At 62.9% G+C, this 15156-nt stretch carries 14 protein-coding genes; 11 read left to right on the top strand and 3 right to left on the bottom strand.

From position 1 onward, the window contains the following. The first annotated feature begins 21 nt into the window (after positions 1-21). Positions 22-1161, top strand: a complete 1140-nt coding sequence (locus CCA01S_RS11665; RefSeq protein ID WP_066458709.1) for a deoxyguanosinetriphosphate triphosphohydrolase — start codon at positions 22-24, stop codon at positions 1159-1161. Here CCA01S_RS11665 and uvrA read toward each other — a convergent pair. Further along, positions 1146-4208: an excinuclease ABC subunit UvrA gene (uvrA, locus tag CCA01S_RS16115; protein WP_066458707.1), complete on the bottom strand. Its 3063-nt coding sequence runs from the start codon at positions 4206-4208 to the stop codon at positions 1146-1148. The two genes, CCA01S_RS11665 and uvrA, sit on opposite strands and share 16 nt — an antisense overlap. Before the next feature lie 222 nt (positions 4209-4430). Between uvrA and CCA01S_RS11655 the strand changes: the two genes are divergently transcribed. The 8 genes from CCA01S_RS11655 (at position 4431) to CCA01S_RS11625 (ending at position 11186) form a co-directional block, all read left to right on the top strand. Next, entirely contained in the window at positions 4431-5636 is a 1206-nt protein-coding gene (locus tag CCA01S_RS11655) for an MFS transporter (RefSeq protein ID WP_066458704.1), read from the top strand. Between the two features lie 123 nt (positions 5637-5759). Next, positions 5760-6239, top strand: a complete 480-nt coding sequence (gene ssb / locus CCA01S_RS11650) for a single-stranded DNA-binding protein (protein WP_066458702.1) — start codon at positions 5760-5762, stop codon at positions 6237-6239. Positions 6240-6283: 44 nt separating this feature from the next. Then, on the top strand, positions 6284-6724 hold the full coding sequence (locus CCA01S_RS15345; protein WP_084386717.1) for a hypothetical protein: 441 nt from the start codon (positions 6284-6286) through the stop codon (positions 6722-6724). After that, positions 6717-8039 (top strand): ImmA/IrrE family metallo-endopeptidase, encoded by a 1323-nt coding sequence (locus CCA01S_RS11645; protein ID WP_066458699.1) that lies wholly within the window; start codon positions 6717-6719, stop codon positions 8037-8039. The genes CCA01S_RS15345 and CCA01S_RS11645 overlap by 8 nt, the downstream gene beginning before the upstream one ends. Positions 8040-8272: 233 nt before the next feature. Beyond that, positions 8273-9760 (top strand): nucleobase:cation symporter-2 family protein, encoded by a 1488-nt coding sequence (locus tag CCA01S_RS11640; RefSeq protein ID WP_066458698.1) that lies wholly within the window; start codon positions 8273-8275, stop codon positions 9758-9760. 67 nt (positions 9761-9827) lie between these two features. Beyond that, positions 9828-10445 carry a transcription termination/antitermination protein NusG gene (nusG, locus tag CCA01S_RS11635; RefSeq protein ID WP_066458696.1) on the top strand — a complete coding sequence of 206 codons (618 nt, stop codon included), beginning with the start codon at positions 9828-9830 and terminating at the stop codon, positions 10443-10445. Positions 10446-10572: 127 nt separating this feature from the next. Then, positions 10573-10842, top strand: coding sequence for a hypothetical protein (locus CCA01S_RS11630; protein ID WP_066458694.1), 270 nt, complete (start codon positions 10573-10575; stop codon positions 10840-10842). After that, a complete protein-coding gene (locus CCA01S_RS11625) occupies positions 10839-11186 on the top strand; it encodes a type II toxin-antitoxin system HicB family antitoxin (protein WP_066458693.1) in 348 nt (115 codons plus the stop codon). The genes CCA01S_RS11630 and CCA01S_RS11625 overlap by 4 nt, the downstream gene beginning before the upstream one ends. 21 nt (positions 11187-11207) lie before the next feature. Here CCA01S_RS11625 and CCA01S_RS11620 read toward each other — a convergent pair whose 3' ends face one another. Next, on the bottom strand, positions 11208-12473 hold the full coding sequence (locus tag CCA01S_RS11620) for an O-antigen ligase family protein (RefSeq protein WP_066458688.1): 1266 nt from the start codon (positions 12471-12473) through the stop codon (positions 11208-11210). 287 nt (positions 12474-12760) lie between these two features. Between CCA01S_RS11620 and CCA01S_RS15340 the strand changes: the two genes are divergently transcribed. Continuing rightward, positions 12761-13162, top strand: coding sequence for a hypothetical protein (locus tag CCA01S_RS15340; protein ID WP_084386716.1), 402 nt, complete (start codon positions 12761-12763; stop codon positions 13160-13162). Further along, positions 13155-14576, top strand: a complete 1422-nt coding sequence (locus tag CCA01S_RS11615) for an ImmA/IrrE family metallo-endopeptidase (RefSeq protein ID WP_066458687.1) — start codon at positions 13155-13157, stop codon at positions 14574-14576. Before CCA01S_RS15340 ends, CCA01S_RS11615 begins: the two co-directional genes overlap by 8 nt. Positions 14577-14982: 406 nt before the next feature. On the opposite strand, the gene CCA01S_RS16315 is transcribed toward CCA01S_RS11615, so the two are convergent. Further along, positions 14983-15156, bottom strand: a 174-nt coding sequence (locus CCA01S_RS16315) for a DUF4351 domain-containing protein (protein ID WP_157076536.1), incomplete at its 5' end; no start/stop codon positions are given.

The following is a 15156-nucleotide window of genomic DNA, read 5'->3' as shown; positions in this document are numbered from 1 at the left end:
GATTGTCGGAGGCATTTGATCATGAGCACCCTGGCGCCGTACGCCTGCCATCCCGAAACCTCGCGCGGCCGCCAGCATCCCGAGCCGCCGCCGCAGGGGCGCAGCGCCTTCCAGCGCGACCGCGACCGCATCATTCATTGCTCGGCCTTCCGGCGGCTGGAATACAAGACGCAGGTGTTTCTCAACCACGAGGGCGACCTGTTTCGCACCCGGCTCACCCACAGCATCGAGGTGGCGCAGATCGCCCGCACGCTGGCGCGCAACCTGGGGGTGCACGAAGACCTCATCGAAGCCATGGCGCTGGCGCACGACCTGGGGCATACGCCGTTTGGCCACGCCGGGCAGGACGAGCTCAATGCCTGCCTGCGCGAACTGGCTCCCGAGGCCGGCGGCTTCGAGCACAATCTGCAAAGCCTGCGCGTGGTGGACGAACTCGAAGAACGCTACGCCGCCTTCAATGGGCTGAACCTGTGCTTCGAGACCCGCGAGGGCATCCTCAAGCACTGCTCGCGCAGTCATGCGCGCACGCTGGGGCCGGTGGCCGCCCGTTTTCTGGACGGCACCCAGCCCTCGCTCGAAGCCCAGCTCACCAACCTGGCCGACGAGATCGCCTACAACAACCACGACGTGGACGATGGCTTGCGCTCGGGCCTCATCACGGTCGAGCAGCTGCTGCACCTGGAAATCTTCGCCATGCACCATGAGCAGGTGCGCCGCCGCTATCCGGATCTCGATCCGGTTCGCGACGGCAAGCGCCTGGTGTCCGAGGTCATCCGCGCCATGATCAACACCCTGGTGCTGGATCTCACCCAGACCACGGCGGCCAACCTGGCGCGCGTCAAGCCGCAATCGGTGGACGAACTGCGCGCCGCGCCGCTGCTGGCGGCCTTCTCTGAACCAGTCCGCACGCAGTCGCGGGCGCTCAAGCAGTTTTTGCTCAACAACCTGTACCGCCACCACCAGGTGATGCGCATGACGCGCAAGGCCAAGCGCGTGGTGCGCGAACTCTTCGTCGCCTTTCTGGACGACCCGCGCCTGCTGGCCGACGAATACCGGCGCGAAGACCCCGCCGCCCAGGCCCGCGCCATCGCCGACTACATCGCGGGCATGACCGACCGCTACGCCATCCGCGAGCACCGCACCATTTATCGGATGGATTGACCCAGCGCACCCTCCAGCCAGTGGCCGGTGTGGCTGTTTGCGCACGCGGCGATGGCTTCAGGCGTGCCCTGGGCGACGATGTTGCCGCCGCCCGCGCCGCCTTCGGGGCCCAGGTCGATCACCCAGTCGGCGGTCTTGATGACGTCCAGGTTGTGTTCGATCACCAGCACCGTGCTGCCCGCGTCCACCAGCTGCTGCAGCACGTCCAGCAGCACGGCGATGTCGTGGAAATGCAGGCCGGTGGTCGGTTCGTCCAGCACGTACAGGGTGCGCTCCGAGCCGCGGCGCGACAGCTCTTGCGAGAGCTTGACGCGCTGCGCCTCGCCGCCCGAGAGCGTGGTGGCGCTTTGCCCCAGGCGGATGTACGACAGGCCCACGTCCATCAGGGTCTGCAGCTTGCGGGCCACGGTGGGCACGGCGGCAAAGAGTTCCAGTGCCTGGGCGACGGTCAGGTCGAGGATGTCGCTGATCGTGTGCCCGCGATAGCGGATGTCCAGCGTTTCGCGGTTGTAGCGCTTGCCCTCGCAGACCTCGCAGGGCACGTACATGTCGGGCAGAAAATGCATTTCCACGCGCACCACGCCGTCGCCCTGGCAGGCCTCGCAGCGCCCGCCCTTGACGTTGAACGAGAAGCGCCCGGCGTCGTAGCCGCGCAGGCGCGCCTCGGGCACCCCGGCAAACAGCTCGCGGATCGGCGTGAACAGCCCCGTGTAGGTGGCCGGGTTGCTGCGCGGCGTGCGGCCAATGGGGTTCTGGTCGATGCTGATGATCTTGTCGAAGTGCTCGACGCCTTCCAGCCGCTCGAAGGGCGCCGGGGCCGTCTGCGCGCGGTGCAGTTTTTGCGCCAGCGCCGCCACCAGCGTGTCGTTGATGAGGGTGGACTTGCCCGAGCCCGAGACGCCCGTGACACAGGTGAAGCGCCCCACGGGGATGGCCAGATCGACACCGTGCAGGTTGTGGCCGGTGCAGCCCAGGGCCTTGAGCCAGGCCTGGATGTTGCTGCTATCGTCGCTGCCCGTGGATGTGCCCGTGCCCGTGCGGGCGGTTTTGCCGGTATCGCTGGCTGTGGATGTGTCAGCTTGAGTGCTGGTGCCCGTGCCTGCGGTTGCGCTGGCGGGGGGCGGCACGGGCCGTCGTGGCGGCACGGCGATCTTCTGCGCCCCCGACAGATATTGGCCCGTGAGCGACTGCGGCGCGGCCTCGATCTCGGCGGGTGTGCCCTGGGCCACCACGCAGCCGCCGTGCTCGCCCGCGCCCGGCCCCATGTCCAGCACATGGTCGGCGGCGCGGATCATGTCCTCGTCGTGCTCCACCACGATCACGCTGTTGCCCAGGTCGCGCAGCTGCTGCAACGTGTGGATGAGGCGCTGGTTGTCGCGCTGGTGCAGGCCGATCGAGGGCTCGTCCAGCACGTACATCACGCCCGTGAGCCCCGAGCCGATCTGGCTGGCCAGGCGGATGCGCTGCGATTCGCCGCCCGAGAGCGTGTCGGCGCTGCGATCCAGCGACAGATAGCCCAGGCCCACGTTGTCCAGGAAGTCCAGCCGCGCGCGGATCTCGTGCACGATGCGCTCGGCCACCTCGCGCCGCGCGCCGCCGATGGCTGTTTCCTGAAACCAGCGGCGGCAGTCGGCCAGCGACAGCGCCTCGACTTCGTAGATGGCCAGGCCCCGTCGCGCGTGACCTGCGGTCGCCTGCTCCGCCTCCGATGGCGCCGGTGTATTGCTTTGCTGCCGATCCGTCGAATCCGCAGTCCGCCCAGGGGCCGTGCCCTCGTCCCCAATAAAAACGTTGCGCGCCTCGACGCCCAGGCGTGCGCCCTGGCATTCAGGACAGGTGATGGTGTGGCGCAGGCGCCCCAGCTCGTCGCGCACGGCGTTGGAGTGCGTCTCGCGCCAGCGCCGTTCGAGGTTGGGCACGACCCCTTCGAAGGGGTGGCGGCGGATGGCCGGGATGCCGCCTTCGCCCAGGTATTGAAAAGCGATTTCCTCGTCGCCCGAACCCTGCAGCAGGCACGCGCGCACGGTGGCGGGCAGGTCTTGAAACGGCGTGTCCAGACTGAAGTGATAGTGTTGCGCGAGGCTGGCCATCATCGCGTAGGTGAAGGCGTTGCGCCGATCCCAGCCGTGGATGGCCCCGGCGGCCAGACCGAGTTCGGGGAAAGCCACCACCCGCTCGGGGTCGAAGGCCTCGATCAGGCCCAGGCCGTTGCAGTGGGGGCAGGCGCCCGCCGGATTGTTGAAACTGAACAGGCGTGGTTCCAGCACGCCCATGCTGCGCGCGCACACCGGACAGGCGTAGGCGGCGGACAGCGCCCGCTCGCTGCCCGCGTCCAGATCCAGCACCAGCGCCCGTCCGTGGGCCAGGTCGAGCGCCGTCTCGAAGCTTTCGGCCAGCCGCTGGCGGCTGTCGGGGCGCGCCCGCAGGCGGTCGATGACCACGTCCAGGTTCCAGGGGCCAGCGGGGGCGGGCAGCGGCACGCTGCCGTCGATGGGCGTGATCTCGCCATCGATGCGCGCCCGCACGAAACCCAGCGCCTGCAGGCGGCGGCATTCGGCGGCCAGGTCGTCTTCGCGCGCACGCGCCAGCGGGGCCAGGATCGCCAGCCGCGTGCCTTCAGGGTAGGCCAGCACCTGATCGACCATCTGGCTTACGCTTTGCGCCTGCAGCGGCAGATGGTGCTCGGGGCAATAGGGCGTGCCGATGCGCGCGTACAGCAGGCGCAGGTAGTCGTGGATTTCGGTGATGGTGCCCACGGTGGAGCGCGGATTGTGGCCCGCGGTCTTTTGCTCGATGGCAATCGCGGGCGACAGGCCGGTGATGACGTCCACGTCGGGCTTGTCCATCATCTGCAAGAATTGCCGGGCGTAGGCCGACAGGCTTTCCACATAGCGCCGCTGGCCCTCGGCGTACAGCGTGTCGAAAGCCAGCGACGATTTGCCCGAGCCCGACAGGCCGGTGATCACCACCAGCTTGCGCCGGGGCAGATCGACGGAAATATTCTTCAGATTGTGCGTGCGTGCGCCGCGTATGCAGATGGCGTCCATGCCGGTAGGGGGGTTCAGGTTTTTCAAAGGCCAACTTGCTACTATAACGCGCAGTGTCATCACGACTGCAGGCTTGTCACGCCGTCTTGCCTGGCGGCGAGCCGCGGGGGTGATGCAAGCGCCTTGTCGTCCAACCCTTGCCGGGTAGTTGGCTGAAGGCTTGTCCGACGCAGCGGTTCGCCCGCTGCCGTCCGGCGGGTTTTGAGTCTTCCCCTTCTTTTTATGGCCCGAACCGCACATTCTTCCACCCCCGCCCTCAAGCTCACGCCGCTCGAACGGCGCAGCAGCATCGCCCTGGCCACGCTGTTTGCGGCCCGCATGCTGGGCCTGTTCCTGCTGACCCCCATCTTCGCCGTGGCCGCGCACAGCCTCGTGGGCGGCAACGACCCGGTGCGCGTGGGGCTGGCCCTGGGGGCCTATGGGCTCACGCAGGCCATCATGCAAATCCCGCTGGGCATGGCCTCCGACCGCTACGGACGGCGTCCCATCATCGTCTTCGGCATGTTGCTGTTCGTCGTGGGCGGCATCATCTGCGCGCTCACCGACGACGTCGATTGGGTCACCGTGGGCCGCGTCATTCAGGGGCTGGGCGCCGTGTCGGCGGCCATCACGGCCTGGATCGCCGACGCCACACGCCCCGAGGTGCGCACGCGCGCCATGGCCATGGTGGGCGGCTCGATCGGTATTTCGTTTGCCCTGTCGCTGGTGCTGTCCCCCTTGCTGGTGGGCGAGTTCGGCCTCTCGGGCTTGTTCTGGGCCATCAGCCTGCTGGGCTTCGTCTGCCTGCTGATCGCCATGTTCTTCGTGCCCGACGTCCCCAAGTCCGAAGCCGACATCGTGCAGGCCACGCCGCACGACGTGCTGGCCCACCGCGATCTGCTGCGCCTGAACTTCGGCGTATTCTGCCTGCACTTCATCCTGATGGCCCTGTTCATGGTGGCCCCCGGCCTGCTCGGGCGGCTGGGTGACTTCAATACGGGCACCCTGTGGCAAGTGTATTTGCCCGTCATCCTGGCGTCTTTCGTGCTCATGGTGCCCGCCGTCTTCTACACCGAGACGCGCAAGGCGCACAAGCCCGCGCTCGAATGGGCCGTGCTGGGCCTGGCCGTGGTGCTGGGCGCGCTGCCCTGGCTGATGGGGTCGCTGTGGCTGGTGGTCGCGGCCCTGATCGCGTTCTTTGTCTGCTTCAACGTGCTCGAAGCCCTGCAGCCCTCGCTCGTGTCGCGCGTGGCGCCGCCCGCCTACAAGGGCCTGGCCCTGGGTTTCTACAACACTGCACAGTCGCTGGGGGTGTTTGCCGGCGGCCTGCTGGGCGGCATTCTGGTGCGCGCCAGCGGCCCGTCGATGGTGTTCTGGGTCAGCGCCATGCTGGCGGTGGTGTGGCTGTACACGGCGCGCGGCTTCAAAGAGATCCGGCCCGGGCACTGAGGGTCTGGCGCTATGCGTATAAATACAGGTGGGCGATAATGTCCCTTTAGCTCGTTTTACCGGCGCGCCCAGGGGTCAGATCCCCGATAATGGCGGCCACATTCATCAATAGGATTACCCACCATGGCCTCAGTCAACAAAGTCATTCTCGTCGGCAACCTGGGGCGCGATCCCGAAGTACGCTACAGCCCCGATGGCGCTGCCATCTGCAACGTCTCCATCGCCACCACCAACACCTGGAAAGACAAAGCCTCGGGCGAACGCCGCGAAGAAACCGAATGGCACCGCGTGGTGTTCTACAACCGCCTGGCCGAAATCGCCGGCGAATACCTGCGCAAGGGCCGCTCGGTGTACGTCGAGGGCCGCCTGAAAACCCGCAAGTGGCAAGACAAAGAAACCGGCGCCGACCGCTACAGCACCGAAATCGTGGCCGACCAGATGCAAATGCTGGGCGGCCGCGACAGCACGGGCGACATGGGCGGCGGCGACAGCGGCTTCTCGCAACCCCCCGCCCGCCGTGCCCCGCAGCAACAGCGCCCGGCAGCCCCCGCCGCCGCCCCCGCCGCCAACCTGGCGGACATGGACGACGATATTCCGTTCTGAAACCTGTCAGGTTTCCTGTCCAATTCGTCGGGTTCGTCTGTGTCATGAAGCGTCGCCGCGATCTGTACAACACCAAGCGCAAACTGATTACTTCTGCGCAAGCGCGGGCTCGTGTCGCCGAGCTTGCCGCTCTGGCCACGCGTGTTCGCTATGGCGGCAATCCTGAACATAAGAAGAACCCTGGCGATTTTGGGCTAACCCCGCCAGCCGACCCCAGGCAGGGAAAGTCTTTATGCGACGTTGCCAATATTTTTAAACGTTGCGAGGCAGAGCAGCTACTGCGCAGTGGGATGCTCAAAGGGCTTGTGAGCGACCGGGTTGTTGGCGTGTGGCCTAAGAACGTGTGGGCCGTTACTCGTGACGGTATTGCTGTCGAAGCGCAGCTTGAAAACCCTGATAAGGGGACATACCACGGATATCCAATGCCCGAGACTGATCCCTTCTCGGCCGAAGTCCTGCGCTGCTGGAGATTGATTGATGGCTGAAATGAGCATCGATGTCCAGTGGATGGCGGCGGCATCTGGCGAACCAGAGATTCAGGCTACGGCGGCCTGGTTAGGTATATCAGTCGATGGCGTCAGCTTGACGCGAAATCAGGATATCTGGGCGAAGACCGTCCGTGACAATGTTTTTGTCTCCGCATATCCACTGGCTATGTGGCTGGCAAATTCGTGGTGGCGCCTCAATCACGAGCCCTTGCCTCGGCAGCAGCCCGGTCATGGTTGGCGCATGGCTCACGAACTCGGTGCGGCTAACCATGGGTTTGTATGGCCGCGTATCATGTTCATTCCGGATGGAGAGTTCATCGACGTATGGGCACGCGCATCAATGACGCCCAATCAGTCGGTGCAGTATCTGCAAACTCTGGATGCGCCCAAGCAGCTTGGCCTGGCTGGTTTTCACAAGAGTGTTGAGCAGTTCATGGGTAGCGTTCTGGCACGTTTGGATGCCAGGGAGGCCTCCGGATCTGATCTGGCCCATGTATGGGCTATCTTGCAAGAAGAGCTGGCCGATCCAGAGATGGCACGTCGCCGGAAGCTTGAAGCCCAGCTCGGGTTTGACGCCGAAGCCTGCCCTGAAGAGGCACTGAGCGCTGCGCTTCAGTGGAGCCCCCTCGTTGGAGACGAAGCCTTGTCAGAATTGGCGCCAGCCATTGCATCGTTTGAGGCATCTCCTGATCTGGCATTGATTGGGCGGCTGGCCGATGCTGACGGTATGGTCGGCGCTCCCGAATTCTCATTTGGCGATATTGATCACTTGCGCCACGGGGCTCCTTGGGAACGCGCTGTACACGATGCGCGGGCACTTCGACAAAAACTGGGGAACACCAGCGATCCAATCCCCAGTCAGGAGCTACAGGGGTTGTTGGGCTTGGGGCGTGATGCGGTCGCTGCGTGGCCTGCTCCGCAAGGCCGGTCACCGGTCGCCGTGGCCATGCCCACCAACGGTCGCCACTTGAAATTCATTCCACGCAGGCATAATCCCGTTGGCAAACGGTTTGAACTGGCGCGCTTCTTGGGTGAGCATCTGCGTACCGCACCACGAGGCGCGCGCTGGCTGGCGTCAACCGATCTAGGAACCTCCTGCCAAAAATACCAGCGTGCTTTCGCTGCCGAATTCCTATGCCCTATCAACGCGCTATTGTCTTACCTGGATGGTGATTTTTCTTCATATGCCATGGAAGAAGCCGCAGAACGGTTTGACGTCAGCGAGCAGACTGTCACCAGCTTGCTGTACAACAATGGTCATCTTCATCGTCAGTGGTCAGAGGATATGCCCTATCAGGTAGCCGTTGCGTAGACCGATTGCATGATGAACCCTTCGTTGATCGCCGTGCAACGAACCGCCATCGCCTTGTCGCCGCTAGGGGTTTCCCCGCATCCGACGGCAAATTATCCGCATCAGCTGCCAAAACCACAGGGTTGTCCCGGAATTATGCGTGAACCTTAAAGTACCTTATGGTGCTTTTCTTATAGCCGCCTGAATGGCGCCCCGGTACAGTGCTTCATCACAATCATGATGGAGACAAGACAATGAGCAATTCCGTTGCCCCGGTCGATGAAGTCTTGCCGCTTGGCAAGCTTGGCGCGCTGGGCTTGCAGCACGTGCTGGTGATGTACGCGGGCGCCGTGGCCGTGCCGCTGATCATCGGCCGCGCCCTGAATCTCGATGCGCACGAGGTGTCGCTGCTGATCGCCGCCGACCTTTTTGCCTGCGGCCTGGCCACCATCATCCAGTCGTTTGGCGCCACCCAGTGGTTCGGCATCAAGCTGCCCGTCATCATGGGCGTCAGCTTTGCCCCGGTGGGGCCCATGATCCACATTGCCACCAGCAACCCGGGGCACGAGGGCGCGCAGCTGCTCTTTGGCACCATCATCGCGGCGGGGATCATCACCATCATCATCGCGCCGTGGATCAGTCGGCTGCTGCGCTTTTTCCCGCCCGTGGTCACCGGCACCATCATCGCCATCATCGGCATCACGCTCATGCGCGTGGGCATCAACTGGATTTTCGGCAATCCCTTCGGCCCCACCGCGCCCGCGATGGTCGACCCGGCCTATGCCACCTGGTTGAACCACGCCCAGGCGGCGGCCGGGGCGCCAGGCTCGCCGCTGCTGCCTGTGCCGCAGGGCCTGTCCATCGTGCCCACTGTGCCCAACCCCAAGTACGCCAATCTCACCGGCGTGGGCATCGCCGCCATCGTGCTGCTGTCCATTTTGCTGATCGCCAAGTTCAGCAAAGGCTTTCTGGCCAACATCGCCGTGCTGCTGGGCATCGTGGTAGGCGCCATCATCACCTCGGCCATGGGCATCATGACCTTCGAGAAGGTTGGCAAGGCCCAGTGGGTGGACATCGTGCTGCCGTTTCACTTCGGCATGCCCAAGTTCGACCTGTGGATGATCCTGACCATGACCCTGGTCATGATCGTCATCCTGATCGAATCCACCGGGATGTTCCTGGCGCTGTCAGACATGACGGGCAAGGAAATCAAGCAGAAAGACCTGGCGCGCGGCCTGCGCACCGACGGCCTGGGCACGCTCATCGGCGGCATTTTCAACACCTTCCCGTATTCCAGCTTTTCGCAGAATGTGGGTCTGGTGGCCGTGACCGGCGTGCGCAGCCGCTTCGTCTGCGTGGCCAGCGGCGTGATCCTGCTGGTGCTGGGCCTGCTGCCCAAGCTCGCGGCCCTGGTCGAATCCCTGCCCACCGTGGTGCTGGGCGGCGCGGGCCTGGTGATGTTCGGCATGGTCACGGCCACCGGCATCCGCATCCTCAGCGGCGTCGATTTCCGTGACAACCGTCACAACGCCATGATCGTGGCCATCTCGATCGGCATGGGCATGATCCCGGTGGTGGCCCCGCACTTTTTGCAGTGGACGCCCAAGGCCATCCATCCGCTGATTGAATCGGGCATCTTGCTGACATCCTTGTCTGCTGTCCTGTTGAACGTGTTTTTCAACGGCGCGCCCCACGACACCAAGGCCGCTGTCGAAGCCGCCAAGCAGGCCGAAGCGGCATAAGACCAACAGCCGCGTTCATTGTGTATTACATTTGAGGCGTTATCCATGCCAAGGTGAGACGAGCCGAATGGGGGCTTCGCATTTCGACGTTGTAGCCGCAGATCCAGCACCGACGCTGGCCACGGTCTGGTATGTGGCCCATACCAAGCCGCGCCAAGAAGCCGTGGCGCTGCAGCAGCTGCAGCGGCAAGACTTCGAGGTCTATCTGCCGCTGTTCAAAATCTATAAAAAGCCGCGCAAAGCGGCGGCGGCGCGTGTTGCATCAGCCCCTGGGCGCACGGCTGCGCGCTCAGGCCCATCCCCCGCAACGGCTGTCCTGGCCGTCCACGAACCCATGTTTCCCCGCTATCTGTTTGTCCGGCCCACGCGCCCCACGCAGTCCCTGTCGGTGGTGCGATCCACCTTGGGGGTCAGCCGCCTGGTCATGTTTGGCCAGCAGCCCGCCACCCTGGCCGATGCCGCCGTACAGCGCATCCGGCAAGCCGAGACCTTGCGCGAGACCGCGCCGCTGGATGCAATCAGCCCCTTTCAGCCTGGCATGACCGTCCAGATCCAGAATTCTCCCCTGGCCGGCGTGCAGGCCCTGGTACACGCCGTCTCGAAAGACCGCGTCACTTTGCTGCTCAACATCCTGGGTCGCCCACAGACCGTGCAGGTCGATTTCGACCAGATCACCTTGCTGTGATGGGTTGATCACCTGCTAGAAGTGCATCTGGTGCCTGGAGGCCAGACCATTGCACAGTAGGGCCTCAATGTTGAAATGTTAGCAACTAAATATTAGTTGCTAACATGGCGAAATTAAGGCACTATCCATGACAAAACGGCAAAAGCGGTTGAATCGGTTCTTCCGTGCACCAGTCCCCGTTGATTTTCGCTTCGACGAGCTTGTCGTTCTATTGGCAGGGTTCGGATTTCGGCTGATCGAGAACGAACGCGGGTCGTCGCACAAGTTGTTTTTGTATGTTCGTCGGGATGGCTACGAGCATCGGATCCTGTGCAGCAGGCCTCATCCCGATGGGGTCTTGAAGGCCTATCAGGTGCGTGAAATTCGCATACGGCTGAAAGAATGGGGGTTTCTATGAGCAATGCGCTCGAGTACAAAGGTTATCTGGGCGCCGTCGAGTTCAGCGTTGAAGACCAGTGCCTGTGTGGCAAGGTCGAATTCATCAACGATCTTGTCTTGTTTGACGGTCAGTCTGTGACAGAAGTCAGGCAGGCGTTCGAGATAGCGGTCGATCATTACCTGCGCTCCTGCCAACAGCGGGGTGTGCTGCCCGACCAGCCTTTCAAAGGCAGCTTCAATGTCCGGGTGGGGGGGGATTTGCATCAAAAAGCGGCTTATGAAGCCCGCCGCCGTGGGGTCGCCTTGAATGAATTCGTCATCCAGGCCCTTAAAAACGAGCTACGGTCGGGGCAGGCCGCCTAGGATTCAGCCAAGAAGGGGTGCTTAAGATGACGCCGCTTCTTCCTGCCGCATCATCGCCCACCACACGGCGAGCGACACCACGAAGAACATCACCCCGTTGTTGCGGCCCAGAATCACCTGGGTCAGTCCGAAGGCGGCAAAGCCCGCGGGCAGGCTCGCGCCGCAACAGGCCAGCACGCGCACGGTGATGTCGGCGTGGCGCAGGCGCAGCGCAAAATACCAGAAGCTGGCCAGCAGCAGCGCCAAAAACGCCACCAGACCCAGCGTGCCCTGGTGCAGCCAAAGTTCGATGAACTGATTGTGCGTGTTCGCCAAGGTGGCCACGAAGGGGTTGGCGCGCCCCTGGGCGATCAGGGAATCCAGATGTCGGGTGTATTCCGGGTGGCCCCAGCCCAGCAGCGGGCGTTCGGGGATGCTCTTGAGCGCGGCTTTCCAGGCTTCCAGACGTGGCCCCACCGTGTTGCTGGATACTCGTCCCTGCTGTGTGTAGCTTTGCCACTCGGTGACTGCCCCGCTGTAGCGGCTTTCGGCCATTTGCCCGCCCGGCAGCGCGGCCAGAATCACCCCCACACCCACCACCAGCACCGCCAGCCCCGCGAGCACGGGCTTGATCGTCTCGCGGCGCAGCAGCGCGGCCCCCGCCAGCACCACCAGCAAGGGGATAGCCACCAGCCCACCGCGTGTGGCCGAGGCAATAAAGGCATAGCAGCCCGCCAGCGCCCCCAGCAACAGAAACCCCGCCCAGGCAAAGCGTCGCTGCAGCGCCCCCAGCACCGCGCCCAGCAGGCACCAGAAACCCATCAGCAAAGCCATGTCGCCAAACGGAATGGCGCTGGTCACAAAGCCTTCGGCACGGCCGATCAGCTGCACGTGTACCTGCCACCACGCCACGCCAGCTGCCCCCAGGCAGCCCAGCACCAGCCCGGCCCATAGCCAGTCCAGGCGCAGCGACACCCGCCGCAGGCCCCACAACACCGGAATCACCAGCAAGTAGCGGATGCCCTGATCCAGGTATTTGCCCGAATCCCCGTGCCACGCCACGGCCAAGGCGTTGGCCAGAAACATCGCCGCCAATGCGTACACCAGGGTCTTGTCCTGAATCGTCCAGGCCGGAGCTGTCCCCGCATGGGCAGCATCCGCGCGCCGCACCCACGCCGCCAGCCCACCCGCCAGCAGCAACACCGCCCCCCACGAATACCCGTTGGGCACCGACAGAGCCAGCAAAAAGAAAACAGCAGCACTGGCAGACATCCAGAGCGACAGCCGCGCGGCCGAGGTGGGAGACATAGGGCAGGGGCAAGAAAAAGGAGAGAGCCGCTATTTTACCGACTTGGGGGTGGAACCTTCGTCGCGTAGACAAAGGCAGCTAGTCGTCAGTCCTTTTATGCAAAGGCGCATCCTGGCGGCCTTGCCGCCTGAAGCTCATCGCGAATGATCTTTGCCGTGCCTGGCAGCACACTTTTATAGAGCGCCAGTTGGCTGGGTGAGAGAATGCACCCGGCCCTGTGACTTGTGACGGGATGTGGCCACATGCGATGTGGCCTGAGGTACTATCGCGCTGGAAATCCTTTCCTATGAGCCAAACAAAATTGCCGAACTGGACATACGATCCTGGCGAGCACCGGGTCAAGCATTGCGCCAATGGGCCAGAGGCTCATTTTGTTCGGATAGGCAGTGCCGTTGTTGGAAAGTGTGCGGGTACACTGACCAAGGTGCAGGCAGAGGTCTTGCTTAACTCAGGCTGCCCGTGTCCCGAGCCTTCGATTGGTTACCCATCGAAAATCTACAACGTCCATCAGGGGGTTGTATATGAAGCTGTTCCGACAGAGCCAGGCAAGTCTTATCATGGCTACCCATGGAGGAAAATGCCAGGACGCAAGCTGATTCCTCGGCAGATTCTTAAGAAATTGGAGGAATTGGCGGAGGTACAAGGCTGTCTGCGCGCCTATAAAGACTGGATGAAACGCTATGGCTAGTGACACTTTGCAGTTCCTGTTTGATCCAGCCCCTGCTAAGGATGCGGTGAACGGTTGGGGCAGGGGGTGCCTGCTGCTGGCTGGTGAGCCCTATTGGTACGGCGAGGATCAGGGCACGCGGGGCGCCATGTACTTCAACTGGACTTGGGTCGATTTACTGGCGTTTTTGGGCAAGCACTGGCAGGCGTTGTGCCTGGAACAAGCCTATCCACTCCCCTGGATCGTCGATACCGTCACCCATCCCGGCGAGGTTTGGGATGCGGCAGAGCGTCGTTGGGCGCTCATGTGTGAGGACGAAGGGGTTGTTGAGGCCGAGGAATCGGCCCTGTTGCCTTTCATGTCTCGTCACAATCTGGCTGAGGCCTGGCAAGGGGTGTCTTTGCCACAATTGCTCTGGCTGCGTGTCGGGCAGAAAGTATGGCTCGTTCCAGAGAGCGGCAAGCCCCTGTTGGCTGACTTCAAGTCTTCTTTACTGTGTTTGCAACAGCTGGGTGATCGTCTGGCAAATAGCATGGCGGGCGGTACGAATCCGCGCGTTCAGCAGGCGCTCATGGCCTGGTCGCAGCGTGCAGAGGGCCAAGTAGAAGAACGTGTGTCACTTGCAACCGGGTGGCCAAGTGATGTGGTCAGGCAAATTCAGGGGAATCGGGATGCCCGCCATTTTTGGCTGGATCGAGGTGCGGCAGCCAACGATCTATCCGAGACCGAAGTCTTGGCCGCTGCTCGGATGCTGAGATTCACCCTGGCGCCAGGGGAACTTTCTGTTTTGCTTGGAATCATTGCAACTCTTCCAAAGAACGATACATCTGGTTTGGATCAGGCGACTGCCGCTTACGCCCCGATTTCCTTAGAGACCGAGGCGCCTCACGCCTGGGAGCAAGGCTATCGAGCAGCGACATGGCTGCGAATGCACTTGGGTTTTGGTGTTGCCCAGGTAATCGACCCCGAAGACATTCTGCAAAGGTGGGGCGTGCCTGTTCAACCGACTGATTTGCGGGCAGATGCGCTCGAGGCCTTAAGTTGTTGGGGGCGGTGTGGCCCTGTCATTTTGCTCAACGATCGTCCTGGGTCAAAAACCAGTACCGCCAACCGCAGGCGCACCACGCTAGCGCATGAAATTGCACATCTTCTGCTGGATCGTCATGGCGGCTTGCCTGTTGCCGAAGTGCTTGGGGGGCAGATCGACCCCTTTATCGAACAGCGCGCCAGGGCCTTTGCCGCCGAGTTTCTTTTGCCACGCCAAGTGGCACGAAATGAGTACCGTCAGTCTCCCGACTTGCCCACCGCGCTCAATCGTTTGGCGAAGCGTTACCGCGTCAGCCGCCGAGTAGCCGAGTATCAGCTGCACAATAGCGGCTGCGCCCTGACGGCCAGTGATGAAATTGCACTGTCCGAGCGTGTGAACAGCTATTAGGCATAATGAGGTGTCAGGCGACATGACAAACTGACCCCTCCGTGATCACATCAGGAGGGATCATCCATGCAAGAAGCCATGTACAACCAACCCCTTGTTCAGTCACAAGGGGAACCGATGCAAAGCCCAGAGTGGGCGGCTCAAGGCCTGTGGCTGGGGAGCCAAGCGCATTGCCGTCGAGTTGGGGGTCAGCAAGAACACCGTCAAGCGCTACCTGAGCCAGGGGGGATGGGCACCCTACGCGAGCCCGCAGCGCACCCGGACACTGGATTGACAGCGATTTAGGTGTCGCTTGACATCGCGTAGACTGAAGTGGCCCCCCCAGGCGCTGCGGGCGTTTGGTTGGCGCATGCTGGACATTGGGCACGCTACTGAACTGAAAGGCACCCCCGCGATTGATCAGGCTTCAACCCTTGAACACATCGTCCAGAGTCGTGGCATCGAGGATGTTCAGCGACCAAGTCTCCAGGTCTTTTGCCTGGGCGCGACGAACGCGTTGGGTAACGGCCTTAGCCACCGGGCCAAAACGGCGCTCAATTTGGCGCAAGAGCAGCTCCGCTTGGCCCTTGGCCCGGCCCTT

Origin of the sequence: Castellaniella caeni NBRC 101664, from assembly GCF_001592225.1 — a bacterium.
Lineage (GTDB): Bacteria > Pseudomonadota > Gammaproteobacteria > Burkholderiales > Burkholderiaceae_B > Castellaniella > Castellaniella caeni.
This window is presented reverse-complemented; position numbering and strand designations above follow the sequence as displayed.

Coding starts and splice junctions, on each gene's coding strand:
- CCA01S_RS11665 (WP_066458709.1), top strand. CDS start 22: ATGAGCACCCTGGCGCCGTACGCCTGCCATCCCGAAACCTCGCGCGGC.
- uvrA (WP_066458707.1), bottom strand. CDS start 4,208: ATGGACGCCATCTGCATACGCGGCGCACGCACGCACAATCTGAAGAAT.
- CCA01S_RS11655 (WP_066458704.1), top strand. CDS start 4,431: ATGGCCCGAACCGCACATTCTTCCACCCCCGCCCTCAAGCTCACGCCG.
- ssb (WP_066458702.1), top strand. CDS start 5,760: ATGGCCTCAGTCAACAAAGTCATTCTCGTCGGCAACCTGGGGCGCGAT.
- CCA01S_RS15345 (WP_084386717.1), top strand. CDS start 6,284: ATGAAGCGTCGCCGCGATCTGTACAACACCAAGCGCAAACTGATTACT.
- CCA01S_RS11645 (WP_066458699.1), top strand. CDS start 6,717: ATGGCTGAAATGAGCATCGATGTCCAGTGGATGGCGGCGGCATCTGGC.
- CCA01S_RS11640 (WP_066458698.1), top strand. CDS start 8,273: ATGAGCAATTCCGTTGCCCCGGTCGATGAAGTCTTGCCGCTTGGCAAG.
- nusG (WP_066458696.1), top strand. CDS start 9,828: ATGGGGGCTTCGCATTTCGACGTTGTAGCCGCAGATCCAGCACCGACG.
- CCA01S_RS11630 (WP_066458694.1), top strand. CDS start 10,573: ATGACAAAACGGCAAAAGCGGTTGAATCGGTTCTTCCGTGCACCAGTC.
- CCA01S_RS11625 (WP_066458693.1), top strand. CDS start 10,839: ATGAGCAATGCGCTCGAGTACAAAGGTTATCTGGGCGCCGTCGAGTTC.
- CCA01S_RS11620 (WP_066458688.1), bottom strand. CDS start 12,473: ATGTCTCCCACCTCGGCCGCGCGGCTGTCGCTCTGGATGTCTGCCAGT.
- CCA01S_RS15340 (WP_084386716.1), top strand. CDS start 12,761: ATGAGCCAAACAAAATTGCCGAACTGGACATACGATCCTGGCGAGCAC.
- CCA01S_RS11615 (WP_066458687.1), top strand. CDS start 13,155: ATGGCTAGTGACACTTTGCAGTTCCTGTTTGATCCAGCCCCTGCTAAG.